At 46.3% G+C, this 13506-nt stretch carries 8 protein-coding genes; 7 read left to right on the top strand and 1 reads right to left on the bottom strand.

Annotated features, from left to right (window positions below):
- The first annotated feature begins 15 nt into the window (after positions 1 to 15).
- Positions 16 to 1602 (top strand): phage tail sheath family protein, encoded by a 1587-nt coding sequence (locus ACO0KW_RS18845; RefSeq protein ID WP_423054903.1) that lies wholly within the window; start codon positions 16 to 18, stop codon positions 1600 to 1602.
- Between the two features lie 91 nt (positions 1603 to 1693).
- Positions 1694 to 2275 carry a hypothetical protein gene (locus ACO0KW_RS18840; RefSeq protein ID WP_423054902.1) on the top strand — a complete coding sequence of 194 codons (582 nt, stop codon included), beginning with the start codon at positions 1694 to 1696 and terminating at the stop codon, positions 2273 to 2275.
- A gap of 120 nt (positions 2276 to 2395) precedes the next feature.
- On the opposite strand, the gene ACO0KW_RS18835 is transcribed toward ACO0KW_RS18840, so the two are convergent.
- Positions 2396 to 2641 (bottom strand): hypothetical protein, encoded by a 246-nt coding sequence (locus ACO0KW_RS18835; RefSeq protein ID WP_423054901.1) that lies wholly within the window; start codon positions 2639 to 2641, stop codon positions 2396 to 2398.
- 36 nt (positions 2642 to 2677) lie between these two features.
- Here ACO0KW_RS18835 and ACO0KW_RS18830 point away from each other — a divergent pair, with 36 nt between their 5' ends.
- Genes ACO0KW_RS18830 through ACO0KW_RS18810 form a run of 5 tightly spaced genes read left to right on the top strand, consistent with a single transcriptional unit; the run spans position 2678 to position 13483 of the window.
- Positions 2678 to 3928 carry an exonuclease SbcCD subunit D C-terminal domain-containing protein gene (locus ACO0KW_RS18830; protein WP_423054900.1) on the top strand — a complete coding sequence of 417 codons (1251 nt, stop codon included), beginning with the start codon at positions 2678 to 2680 and terminating at the stop codon, positions 3926 to 3928.
- Positions 3925 to 7902, top strand: a complete 3978-nt coding sequence (locus ACO0KW_RS18825) for an AAA family ATPase (RefSeq protein WP_423054899.1) — start codon at positions 3925 to 3927, stop codon at positions 7900 to 7902. The genes ACO0KW_RS18830 and ACO0KW_RS18825 overlap by 4 nt, the downstream gene beginning before the upstream one ends.
- A 60-nt stretch (positions 7903 to 7962) precedes the next feature.
- The gene (locus tag ACO0KW_RS18820; RefSeq protein WP_423054898.1) at positions 7963 to 9855 is read left to right on the top strand and encodes an ABC-three component system protein; all 1893 of its coding nucleotides are present in this window, start codon (positions 7963 to 7965) and stop codon (positions 9853 to 9855) included.
- Positions 9852 to 10502 carry an ABC-three component system middle component 1 gene (locus ACO0KW_RS18815; protein ID WP_423054897.1) on the top strand — a complete coding sequence of 217 codons (651 nt, stop codon included), beginning with the start codon at positions 9852 to 9854 and terminating at the stop codon, positions 10500 to 10502. The genes ACO0KW_RS18820 and ACO0KW_RS18815 overlap by 4 nt, the downstream gene beginning before the upstream one ends.
- The gene (locus ACO0KW_RS18810) at positions 10499 to 13483 is read left to right on the top strand and encodes an AAA family ATPase (RefSeq protein WP_423054896.1); all 2985 of its coding nucleotides are present in this window, start codon (positions 10499 to 10501) and stop codon (positions 13481 to 13483) included. Before ACO0KW_RS18815 ends, ACO0KW_RS18810 begins: the two co-directional genes overlap by 4 nt.
- The last annotated feature ends 23 nt before the right edge of the window (positions 13484 to 13506 follow it).

Here is a 13506-nt window from a genome sequence, read left to right as displayed (position 1 = left end):
CAAGGCAAAAAAACCATGACCCATCAATACAAAACCCCAGGCGTCTACATCAACGAAGTCAACGCCTTCCCCAATTCCATCACTCCAGTCGCCACCGCCATCCCAGCCTTCATCGGCTATACACCCAAAGCAGAATACCAAGGCAAGTCCTACCTCAATACGCCACAGGTGATTTCTTCTTATGCTGAGTTTGCGGCGATCTATTTGCTGGATAATCCTGCGCCGCCAGCAGATCCGGCGAAGCAGTATCAGCCTGAGTATTATCTGGTCCCGCAAGCGCCGCATGTGCCGTTATCGAGTGTTGGGCATTATGTGAATGTTGGTGGCGTGGATTATGCGATCTTGCCTGATCCGAATACGCTTTATTACATGGTCAACAGCCTGCGCTTGTTTTTTCAAAATGGTGGCGGACGTGCCTACATCGTTTCGGTCGGCACCTATGGTGCGCCGAGTAAGACGCCTTTGTCTGATCCTAGCGTGCGACCTGTGAATGCGAATGTCTTGCTGTCTGATTTGACGACTGGCTTGGCGACTTTGAAAAAAGAGCAGGAACCGACGATGTATGTGTTTCCCGAGGCGACTTTGTTGTCCTTAGCGGAGAATGCGACCTTGATGCAAACGGCTTTGCTGCAGGCTTCAGAAATGCAAACAGCAGTGTGTATTTTTGATGTGATCGGTGGCGACTCTCCTGATCCCGTTTTGTACACCAATGACATAGAGAATTTCCGTAATGCGACTGGTAATCAGGGTTTGAATTATGGGGTTTGCTATTACCCATTTATCGGCACCACGACCATGCAAAGTGCTGAGATTGATTTTACGAATTTATGTGGTGGTGATGTCGCGCAATTGGCTGCGCTCTTAAATCCAGCATCGAATCCTAATCCCGCTGCGGCAGCTATTTTGAATGCGATACAAAATCCTCCAGCGAACCCAATGACCAATAGCCAGTTGCAAGCGGCGCTGTTGATCGCTAGTCCTAGCTATCAGCAAATCATCAATGCAGTGTTAGCCTATGCGAATATTTTGCCCGCGAGCGGGGCGATGGCGGGTGTGTATGCTGTGAACGATAATCAAGAGGGCGTGTGGAAGGCGCCTGCCAATACGAGCATCGTCGGTGCGGTGTCGTTGCCGATTCGTTTGACTGACTCGCAGCAGGAGAATTTGAATATAGATGCAGTGACAGGAAAATCGATCAATGCGATAAGGTTTTTTAATGGGCGAGGAATTTTGATTTGGGGCGCTCGTACACTGGATGGTAATAGTCAGGATTGGCGCTATATATCTGTTCGTCGTACAGCGACTTATCTTGAGCAGTCTATCAAGACCGCCATGCATGCTTATGTCTTTGAGCCAAACAATGCGGCGACTTGGAGTGCATTGACTGTCATGATCGAAAATTTCTTAAACAGCGTATGGCTAGCTGGCGGCTTGCAAGGTGCCAAGCCATCTGATGCGTTCGCGGTCAAATGCGGCCTGGGAGTCACCATGAGTGCGGACGATGTTTTAAACGGCATCATTCAAGTCAGTGTGATGGTCGCGATGGTACGTCCAGCCGAATTTATTGTTCTCAATTTCCAGCAGCAACAAACGCAAAGTTAAGCTTGGCGGGGGGGATGCTTTTGCGGTGAGAAAGAATACTGTTCTATACTTACATGAGATAAGTGCAGGTCACTTTAAAGGATACGTAGCAATGACAAAATTAAGGCTCTCAGTTTCTCTTTTCGCCGCCATATTTGCAGTAGGTGCGTTGGAAGTTTGTGCATTGCCTTCGAAGGCAATAATGCCTATTGCACTGACCGTGAATATGGCACCGCAGGTGAGTCCAACTCGTCATGATGGCCGAATTCAAATCGAAGACCTGCAAAAAATTGCGGGTCCACTTTGGCGCGGAAAATTGACTTACCTCGATTACAGTGCCAATACATTACGTAGTATTCCATCTAATTTATTAGTCACCGCGTCCAAAGAAGATTCCGCGATTTGGTTGTGGAGTTATGGCTACGACGATGAGCCCCATGCAAATGCCAAAGATGGCATTAAGCTGAGTGACGATGGGCGTCAGTTGGGTAAAGAAAATCTGGTTGAGCGGCGCATCACCGACAACGGCACATTGATTTTGATCACGAGTATGTCAGGCCAAGATGACAATCGACCCGCTCAATTCCGTTTTACTTACACGATCACTGACCATGCATTTACCCGACAAAAGGAAGTGAAGCTAGACAGCGGTGGTGATTATTTTGTGCGCCACACCTACGCTTGGACAAGATAAGACCAATTAGATTTTGAAATGTATTGGCGGCGATTGGACTTCAAACCGTGTTTGAAAAATGATCGTCAGTTTTGAGATGTCTTTTTATGTACCGCACAAAGCAAAAAGCCTCTTGATTTCTCAAGAGGCTTGAATACTTTTGGTGCGAGAGCCGGAATCGAAAATTCCGATATAAGCTTTTATATGTATTGATAATTTCCAATTTGAAATATTAGGTACCAACAAAAGTACCAACATTTGTAATTCTGAGGTCGGTTCGATTACGAATGTTTCTTTTTTAACATTTTCTTTATCATCTGGTTGTTTGATAAAAAGATATTTTGTTCCTTTTTGTTCATTTTCTTGTTTAGGTTGGAATCTTTGCAAGTAATATTAGCGTTTCTTAGTTTAGTGTAGTGGATCATGCGCTTTTTTCACACTTCGGATTGGCATCTCGGCCAAACCTTGCACAATTTTGATCGCAGCTATGAGCACCAAGCATTTCTGGATTGGCTGATTGTCTGCTTGGTTAAGGAGGAGGCCGAGGCCTTGCTGATTTCAGGTGACATCTTTGACACCGCCAATCCTTCAGCAGTAGCGCAAAAACAATTCTATCGATTCTTGCAGCTAGCCAAACAGCAGCTACCGCATTTGAATATCGTCATCATCGCGGGCAATCACGATTCGCCTGGCCGCTTAGAAGCACCCGCACCTTTGTTAGAGGAAATGGATGTCGCGGTGATCGGCTTCGTACCGCGTTTGCCCGATGGCAGCATTGATTTGGATCGCTTAGTTCTGCCTTTAAAAAATGCGGCAGGTGAGATCAAAGCATGGTGCTTAGCAATACCGTTCTTGCGCCCTAGCGATGTGCCTAAATGTGAAGGCGAAGTCAAAGACCCCTACATGCAAGGCATCACGCACTTGTATCAACAATGCTTGCAATACGCATTGAATCTGCGTCAACCTGATCAAGCCATAATTGCGCTCGGTCATTGCCACATGGTCGGTGGCGAGATATCCGAAGAATCCGAACGTCGCATCGTGATCGGCGGTACTGAGGCTTTGTCAGCGAGTATGTTTGATGCGAATGTCGCGTATGCCGCTTTAGGCCATTTGCATCTAGCGCAAAAAGTCGGTAAGCAGGAACACCTGCGTTATTGCGGTAGTCCATTGCCGATGTCCTTTGCCGAGGTCGATTATCAACATCAAGTGCTGCGTGTGGATTTGGACCAAGACAAAGTCAGCGACATCACAGCCATCTTCGTACCACGCGCAGTTGACTTGCTACGCATTCCTAAACAAGCCGCGCCGCTAGCGCAAGTCTTGGTGGCATTAACCGCATTGGATTTACCTAACGACACGCCGCTAGAACGCCAATCGTATGTTGAAGTACGCGTCAGACTCGATGCCCCCGAACCAGGTCTGCGTGCCGCGATAGAAAACGCGATTGAAGGTAAGGCGCTGCGACTAGCCAAAATCGAAACCAGCTTTGCGGCAAGAAAAATCAGCGAATCAGAAACCGTGACACTCACCGAACTAGAAAACCTGCAACCCGAAGATATCTTCCAGCGTCTGTACCAAAACAAATACCAGAACGAAGCACCAGCAGAATTGCGTAGCGCCTTCACCGAACTCATGCTAGCCAACGACAGCAGCGACGAGGTGCAGTCATGAGAATCTTAGCTCTACGCGGAAAAAATCTCGCCTCACTCGCCGGAGAATTCGAAGTCGATTTTGAACAAGAGCCGCTCAAATCAGCAGGCCTATTCGCCATCAGCGGCGCAACAGGTGCAGGCAAAAGCACCTTGCTCGATGCGCTGTGCATGGCGCTGTATGAAAATACCCCACGCCTGATCAAAGCCGGTGGCAGCAAGACACTACCCGACGGCAATGAACTGATCTCGCAACAAGACACTGGTAATTTACTACGTCGCGGCACAGGCGAAGGTTATGCTGAAGTCGATTTCGTCGGATGCGATCAAGTCAGCTATCGCGCCCGTTGGAGCGTACGCCGTTCTCGCAATAAAGCCACGGGCGGTTTGCAGCCAACAGCCATGACGCTGCATCAATTGCCAGACCTAACGCCTATCGGTGGCAAAAAAACGGAAGTCAAAGCAGAAATAGAAAAACGCATAGGACTCAAATTCGAACAATTCACCCGCGCTGTATTACTCGCGCAAAATGAATTTTCCAGTTTCTTAAAAGCCGAAGACAATGAACGTGGCGAATTATTAGAAACCCTGACAGACAGTGCGATCTACAGCGAATTATCCAAACGCGCCTTCGAACGCGCCAAGCGCGAGCAACAAGATCTGCAACGCATACTAGATCGCCTAGACGATCAAAAGCCCTTATCTGAAGAAGAGCGCACACAGCTTGATAGCGATCAACAAAACGCACTAGCGCAATTACAAAAACTAGAAGAGCGCAAACTCGCCTTAGAACAAGCCCTGCGTTGGTTTGAACAAGATCAAAAGCTGCAACATGATAGCCAGATCGCGCAAGAACAAGTCGAGCAAACACAGCAAGCATGGGTGCAATCGACAGCGAGACAAGCACAGCTACAGCAAATCGAGGAAGTCCAAATTGCACGTCCCTTGCTAACCGAAGCCGATCGTCTAAAAAACAGCGTAGAGCAATGTCAGCAACAAATTATCAACGCCCAAGCGCAACTCCAAAACGCGCAGAACAGTAGCCAACAACAAGAGCAACAACAGCAAGCCGCCAAACAGCAGCTACAAAAATCCGAACAAATCCAAGCGCAAGCCACACCGCAACTAGACGCCGCCAAAGCACTAGAAGCCGCCATCGCCACCATGCAACCTGCGCACGAAACAATGCAAGAAGCGCACGCCAAGTCGCAAGCAAAGTGCAGCCAAACGCAAGAACAGCAGCAAGCAAAGCAAGTCGACATCAACACCAATCAAAGTCAATTGCAAGTCTGCACTACATGGCTGAGCGAGCACAGCGCCTTGCAAGTCTTAGCAGACGATTGGACAAAATGGGAAATCTTGCTACGTCAAGCCAAACAAGCACAAGACGAGCTTCAGCACCTCACGCAGAAGCACGCGCAACATGCGAGCGAGCAGCAAACACAACAAGCGCAAATCGCAGAACTTAGCGAGCAACTGAGACTAAGCCAAACGCAATTAGAAAAAGCCGAACAAGCACGCCAACAAAGCGCAGCGGCATATCTGGAATCCAGCACCGAACTAAACGCCCAGCTGCAACAAAAGCCAGCTCTAGAAAAACGCCGCGAACACTTAAGCAGCCTAGAACAATTGGCGCACAACCGTGAAGACGAGAAAGCACGTCTGCATAAAACGCAGCAACAAATTCAGACGCTGCAAAGCAGTCTCACCCAAACGAAGAACGAAGCCAAACAAGCGCAAGACAAATTACCCGCATTAATCGCAGCGCAAGAGCAAGCCGAACGCTCGCTCAAAATTGCTGAAAGCGCTTTCCTAAAATCTGCCGAAGATCTACGCGCAACTTTAGCGCCGGATCAAGCTTGCCCAGTCTGCGGTTCGCACGAGCATCCATACCGTAGCGATCAGCCGCATGTGCCGGAGTTACCGCAGTTGCACGTAATGCTGGAGCAATTGCAAGCGCAGGTACAACAATGCCGCCTAAGCACACAAGGCACGCAACAAGAATTTAGCAGTAAAGACGCCTTGGCTACGAGCTTGCAAGCACAGCTACAACAAGCCCAGCAAGAAGAGGCGCAACATCAAGCGCAGGTCGCACAAACCCAAAGCGCGTGGCAAACGCATCCATTAGCGCAAGAGATCGCTGATCTAACGCCGGCAGAGAATGTATTGAACACATGGGTAGTCGAACAAACCACACAAGTACAAGAAACGTTGGCGAATTTCACTGCTTTAGAAAACGCCAACCGCACCGTCTTACAAAGCAAAGACAACGCACAAGCCCAATACGAACAAACCACGCGCACGCACAACGCCAATAAAGAAGCCCAACAAAATGCCCTCAATGCCGTAGAGCGCAGCAAAGCAGAACAAGCGCACACGCAAGAACAATGCACCCAAAGCCAAACCAGACTCAATACCTACTTAGAAGAACTCACTCCAGCACTGCATGAGCTAGGCGACGGTGCAAGTAATTGGGAAGAGCAATGGCAAAACGCACCCGAGCAGTTCACCCAGCAATGCGCAGCACACGCCAAAGAATGGCTCAAACAAAGCAAGCAACGCGAAGCCTGTAATCAGCGCGCAAGCAGTTTGACGCTAGAATTGAATAACCTCAGCGCTATCCTGCAACAAGCAGAGCAAGAACAGCAAAACAGCGCACAAAGCCTAGCAGCCAGCGCGCAAGCACTACAACAAAAACAAAACGAGAAAAGCGCCTTATTGCGCACGCTCGCCGACTTACTTGCTGACCTAATTCAGCACACCACACCACAAACACAAAAAGCAGAATTCAGCCTAAAACAAATCGAAGCTCAATTCACGCATGCGATTAACACCGCCAAACAAGCGGTAGATCTAGCCACCCAAAATCACAATGCGGCAGTGCTAGCCCACAGCCGCTGCACCGAAGCATTAGCGCAAGCAACAGCACGATTAGCCGCTGAACAAAGCCTGCAGGCAAACGCCGCAGCCGCGTTAACAAACTGGTTAGCCGATCATGGCACAAGCCTAGTGAGTGGAGAAGATCCTGCAGAAAATCCACAAGCCCAACTACGCCAATTACTAAGCTACGACGCCGCGTGGATCACCAGCGAACGCAATGCCTTACTCGCCATCGCCAACGCCAGCCAACAAGCACAAACGCTCAGCCAAGAACGCCAACGCCTGTGCGCAGAACACCAAGCGCAACGCCCCGATGTACAAACAATCTTGGTACAAGACGAGTCAAAGAGAGATGACAATGCAGATGACAACGTAGACGCGAATGTGAATGAAAATGTAGATGAAGATGGTGAGCCAGACAGTGATGCGATTGCAGAAGAAAACGCAACAGCATCATTCAGCATGCAACTAAGTCAAGCACTACAAACCCTAATAAAACAACGCAGCGAGTCACAAGCGCAAGTGAGCCAACTGCAAACCGCCATCGCCCAAGATCAAGTCCGCCGCACGCAAGCCGCCGACATCTTAAAGCAACTAGAAACCCAAGAAGCCAAAAGCAAAATCTGGGAAACTTTAAATCAGTTAATCGGTGCAGCCGACGGCAAAAAATTCCGCAACTACGCCCAGCAATACACGCTTGATGTCCTAATCGGTTACGCCAACCGCCACCTACACGAACTAGCCCGCCGCTACCGCCTACAACGCATCAACGACAGCCTAGCACTCATGGTGATAGACCAAGACATGGGCGACGAAGCCCGCTCAGTCCACTCACTCTCAGGCGGCGAATCCTTCCTGGTCTCACTAGCCCTAGCATTAGGCCTGGCATCACTCTCCAGCAAACGCGTACGCGTCGAATCTCTCTTCATAGACGAAGGCTTCGGCAGCTTAGACGCCGACACCCTACGCGTCGTCATGGACGCCCTAGATGGCCTCCAAGCCATGGGCAGAAAAGTCGGCGTGATCTCGCATGTGCAGGAGATGACGGAGAGGATTGCGACTAAGGTGATGGTGGTTAGAGGGGCTGGTGGTAAGAGTGTGGTTGATGTGGTTTAATTGAAAGTTAAAAAAAGACATTCTTTTTAATCGACAGATAAATATCCAAAAAATTGAATAATGCGACAAAAAATAAAACTTAAACAAGCCGACAATTTCGATTCTTGGGTTGCAGCTCGTGAAATGTCTGGCATGTTGGTCAAATATTTAGATGGGCAACCTCATGCTAAATCTATTGGAAATGAGCAAGGGATAAAAGGGTGGGATGATTTTGTCATTGAAGAATATGACGAGTCTTATACCTGTGTACAAGTTAAACGACAGGAAACCGATTTTAGTGAACATTCAGAAAATCGCAGAATAAGTCTATTCACTAAAGGGCAAAAAAAAGGCCAAGAACACGACTTGTCTGCCTTTGATGAAGCTATTCGCGATTTAGGAAAATTATATTCAACTCCTAATACCATTACTGGGAAAGAAAAGAAGTTCAGGCTTGAGATACCTGCTGCGCAAACAACAAGAATAAAGAAGGATATCGAATTGCGTCATTTCTATTCCTTATGTGAAAGGTGTCGAAATGAAACCACAACTGAGGCTAAATTGAAAGAGAATGCTGATGTCGCGGATGAAAAGATGTTTGGCTGGCTGACTACATGGTGTGAATTTCAAGATTGGGGACATATTCTTCGAACACTTAAAACACTGAGCTTGAGCTACACCTTTCTAGAGTCGGGCTTGAAAAATGCCATTGATCATGAGCTCGGTGCTTGGTTCAATCCTGCGGCCGACGCAAGACAAGCCATTTATCACTACATTCAAGACAATTCAACTGATACGGGGGCTGCAACGCCTAGATTGATATTAAGAAAATTAGCTGGTTTCCTTCGCCCTGACAAGTCTCGATGGTTGTATTACTCGCCTACGACGAATCCATTAAATTGGCAAGTTGCTGGTACCATCGATCATCACTCAGAAAGAGAACTACCTACTGAAACGGTTCCATTTCTCTGGAATACTCAGTCTGGATTAGCGCGGAGATTGCTAATTGGGGGCAATCTACCCGCTGGCAATTTAACGCGGCTTCAGCTTGCATTGTTACGTTTAGTCTTACATTTACCCAGTCCAGCACAAGTCTTTGTTTCGAATGCAGAAGCATATAAAGCCAAAGCAAATTGCGCCATCGCGGGAACGCTGGGCAGTGATATCGGGGACCTATTCGTTTCAATTGCCAACGACGACAGCACAATAAATCCATCAGACACGCATCCTTTAAACGGAGTAAGTGAAACGAATAATGAGAGCCAAAACCTCCATAACGAAATGGACGTTGTGACTTGGAAATTAGTGCAGGCAAAGGTGGGAGAGCAGATTTCTGCAATGTCAAGTGCTGGCGACTTACAACAAAATGTAAGTGAGCTCTGGCAAACTTGGTATGGACTAATTGAAAATAACACCATGCCATTCGGGAAGTTGATGCTTGATATGCTTTCTGTGCGTAGTGAGGGTGATCACGTTCAATCCTTGCTTCGAGTTGGGCCAGAAACGGTTGATTTAATGGCCGAATGTTTGTTACTACACCTAGTCATATCCGTTGCTTTGGATGGCAACGATGCGCAATACGATAAACTGAAAGACGGGTTAACGATAAGAACATTGGCTCTATCGTACTGGGGTGGGCCAGCAGGATCGGCTGGAGGGAGTCGTCAATTTATTACGGATGATTCTAACGATGAAGTAGCGACCTTGGTTGGTCAAGAACCTCATTCAATTTTAATTTTCTCTGGAGTTGCGACACCACCAAGTGAAATTTTTCCAGAATCATTGGCGGATGATCTTCAGGCAAAAGATAGTTTAGCGGCACCACGACGCCCCGATCTTATGATCACGAATTGCAGAACATTTAAGCAATTGCGTGCAAAAAATATGATTGAACCAATCAAAATGCATCTCAAGGACGAGCTGGAAAAGGTTCGAGAAAGTCGCGAAAAAAATATTCAGGGAATAAGAAAATGATAAATAACTCCAATCAAGTGCAAGACCTGTTGAACCAAATAGTTGAACGGGCTGGGCAACGTTTTTCAAGTGACATTCAAAGTTCTGAAGTGGAACAGGTGAGGGAGTTGGCTAGCTCTGAGCTTAAAAATTTCGGAGCGATATTTTTAAAACGTACATCAAATAATAGTGCAGGAAAACGCACGCTTCTTTTAGCTGTATTGCCCGATAGCGATGCTTTACCTTTGGCAATAAGATGGGCAGCAGAGGTTCGCTCTAGTTTGGCTGAACCAGAAACTGCAGATCTTTTTTTGTTTCTTCAAATACTAAACATCACCAATGACATTGCGGCACAAGTTGAAGCTGATGAGCAATTTTGTCGGAAGTATGTGATTCGTCCAAATGAAACAATAGCTTCAATGTTAGATCGGAGTTTTTTGGCACCAGTGTATACGCCACCGACTACCGCGGACTCTAGTACTGCACCAATTGCCGCACTTAGCGATCCTTTAGCCAAGGCATTTTCCGCAACCGCGCGAGACCATCCATGGTTTGATAGCGAGAATCAACAGGTATGGCGTTCAACACTTCTTTCCGGTGAGGCCGGAGCTGATATTGTAGAACAACTGGTAGCATTTTCTGGTCCAAACGAAATGACATCATCATGATTTTAAAGACAATTGAACTAAGTAATATTCGCCGCTTTGCACCAAACCAAAAAATTGAGTTTGGCCAAGGAGCGACCATATTGCTTGCACCTAACGGAACAGGAAAAACAGCAATTTTTGAGGCTATTGAACTCGCATTAACCGATCAGGTGAGTCGCCTTAAAAAAACCAACTTAAGCCCGCTTGTTCGAGATCAGCAAACTCAAGCAAAGGTGACGCTAGAGTTTGACGATTGGGCTAGAACTGTTTTACTAGATAAAAATGGTGATATTCATGAATCTGTTAAAGGAAAATTATCAAATATTTTTGGCAATATAAGTAGATTTGATTGGCCTTTTTTGTTGCGCTTGACACATCTACTTGATCAACGTGATCGTGATTGGTTCGTCCAACAAGCTGAATCTAAAGTGGCGGGCGAACAACTGGCTAAATTACCTCTAGGTAAAGATGCCGCACAAGTGAACGACGTCCTAAGTAGTGTGAAAACCAATATGACGAAAACGTGTAAAGCCGCAGATGAAAAACAAGAGCAAAAAAAGAAAGAGCGAGATGATTGGTTGGACCTTTTAAAGCAACGCGATTTGGCGACTCAGATCACAGATCGCCCACTTGTGCCAATGGCTGACCTGGGCTTACGTATCCGTACATTGTTTGCAGAGAGTAATTCGAATGCCTTAACGATTGATTATACGTCGTTGAGTTCGTTACAAGACTGGCGGGCCGAGCTTTTCGTTGAAAATGAGCGGACTCTGAAAAGCCTACAACAACGTATTGCTGAGTTAGCCACCGCAGCCGCCATTCCCTCAGAATTCGAGTTGGAAAAAGCTACGTTGGCAATTGCACGCGCGCAAGTCGAGAAAAGCATCAGTGAGCGAAAGAATCTTGAGGATGAACAAGCCAAATTGCTCCAACTTCAAAAAAAAGCCTCAGATAAAATCAGTGAAATCGCGCTACTAAAGAATGAAGTGGCTGAAAAAGTACGTAAGCTGCAATTGTTTAACGAAGCCAATGCTAAATTTCTGGAGAAGAAAAAAAATCTTGAATATGCGACTCTTGAGTTCAATGCTGCATCAGATGCCATTCTCCCACAACGAATGCTTGTTACTGAGTTGCGTGAAATTGAAAATTTACACAAAGTTTTTGATCACAGACGTGATGAACATATAAAATTTGAAAAAATAACTGGGGAAGTGCAACGCAATTTTCTCGAATGGAAAGACATTCAAGTCAAACTGAATCTATTAGCAGGCTCTTTGCAGCAGGCTAAGCGCGTCATGGAAGATTTGCAGATAAGAAGCAGGGAAAAAAATATTGCTGTAAATACACGCGAACTTGAATTGCAGCATGCACAAGCAAGCTTTCAAGCGATCACCGCAACCACGGACGCCATTCGCTCGGCCGTGAGTACTATTGCGAGTCAATTGCCGATAGAGCGTGGTGATTGTCCTGTCTGCCAAGCTGAATATGAAGCTGTGGAACTGCATGCCAGAATTGCACGAGTACTCGAAACGATGAATCCTGCTGTTGCTTTAGCGAGTAAGCAATTGAATGCGGCACAAACTTCTGCACAGACAGCAAAGACTGAAAGAATTGACATTGAAAATGAAATAAAAGCAGCTCAAGCGATACTCTTTCAAATTCAATCTCAGCAATTAGAGCTAACAACACGTATGGAATCTATACGGTCGATCCAATTATTTCGCGATCTCGAAATTGATGCTGCTGCAGATGTAATCGATATGCGCAGCGCCGAATTACATTCCATGCAAGAACAATTGCAGCGTGACTTAGCAAACGCACCTTTGTTAAAAAGTGCGGAGGACACCGCTGTCTCGGTTGGGGAATTGAACGCTAAAGAACAGCAACTACTAGATTTACAAACCAAACATACAACGTTGGTAGATGAATGCAATCTTGCGAAGATAAATATGGATGCCGTTAGCATCGATGTGAACCTACTACCACCTATCGAAACACTTTCAAAAGAATTGAGTGAGTTGGAGTCAATGCTGGCAGATGTCATAGTAAATCAAGAGTCTATAACGGCTAAGTTAAGAAATTGGGAAGCTGCCTTGTTGAATGCTGATGCAGTTATCACTCGAATAAATAGTAATGTTCAAGCTTCTAACGATATTCTGCAAAAAGTACAAGCGAAATGGTTAGTATTGTCGCTACTTGGCGAGCCATCTGTCTCTACTCTCGAAAACGAAATACAACGTATCAAGCTCGCACTTACAAATACTCAGATAACACAATCAGAACTGATTCAGATTGAAAAAGAATTGGCGCGATGGAGTAGTGCAGAATCATATCAACGTATCCAACAGCAGATTGAGTCTCAAAAGGCCGAGCGCAGTGAAAGCGAATATTCTACTTGGCTGGAAAACGAATGGTCGTTGGCAAAATCAAGCTCGCATCAGAAGAAAATACAAAAAGACACATTAGACACTTTTTCAGATAAGCTGAAAATTGAAATCGACAATATGGGCGGCAATGTAAAAGCGGTCGAGCCATATTGGCAAGCATTGCTAAAACGACTCGTAAGGGAGCCTAGATTTTCAGCGACCAATCTCGATTACACAAACAAAAATCGGAAATCACATGCAGCGGTAAAGGTGGTTTTAAATGGAGAAGATGTTCCCGTTGCAGATATCGCGAGCGAAGCGCAAATGACCGATATTCAGCTTTCATTCATGTTATCGATGGCCTTGGTGCATAGCTGGTCACCGTGGAAAGCATTGCTACTTGATGACCCCACACAACATCATGATTTGGTCCACGCCGCATCCGTTTTTGATGTCCTTCGAGACTATATTGTGGATCATGGTTTTCAAGTAGTCATTGCGACACATGATGCTCTACAAGCGCGGTTCTTTTTGAGAAAGCTTCAAAACGATGGTATTGACGCACGACTGTGGAGTTTACACCCTGGTGAAAATGGAGTTCAATCCAAGGAATTACTGCACACAAAATATGATTGATTTAGCGATTTGTTACCAATGAA

The organism is Undibacterium sp. Ji22W, assembly GCF_049340305.1.
Classification (GTDB): Bacteria; Pseudomonadota; Gammaproteobacteria; order Burkholderiales; family Burkholderiaceae_D; genus Undibacterium.
The sequence above is the reverse complement of the archived record's forward strand: the minus strand, read 5'-3'. Positions and strand labels throughout refer to the sequence as shown.

Excerpts from the sequence above, each read along its gene's own strand:
- ACO0KW_RS18820 (WP_423054898.1), top strand. The coding sequence starts at position 7,963 with ATGCGACAAAAAATAAAACTTAAACAAGCCGACAATTTCGATTCTTGG.
- ACO0KW_RS18830 (WP_423054900.1), top strand. The coding sequence starts at position 2,678 with ATGCGCTTTTTTCACACTTCGGATTGGCATCTCGGCCAAACCTTGCAC.
- ACO0KW_RS18810 (WP_423054896.1), top strand. The coding sequence starts at position 10,499 with ATGATTTTAAAGACAATTGAACTAAGTAATATTCGCCGCTTTGCACCA.
- ACO0KW_RS18825 (WP_423054899.1), top strand. The coding sequence starts at position 3,925 with ATGAGAATCTTAGCTCTACGCGGAAAAAATCTCGCCTCACTCGCCGGA.
- ACO0KW_RS18840 (WP_423054902.1), top strand. The coding sequence starts at position 1,694 with ATGACAAAATTAAGGCTCTCAGTTTCTCTTTTCGCCGCCATATTTGCA.
- ACO0KW_RS18815 (WP_423054897.1), top strand. The coding sequence starts at position 9,852 with ATGATAAATAACTCCAATCAAGTGCAAGACCTGTTGAACCAAATAGTT.
- ACO0KW_RS18845 (WP_423054903.1), top strand. The coding sequence starts at position 16 with ATGACCCATCAATACAAAACCCCAGGCGTCTACATCAACGAAGTCAAC.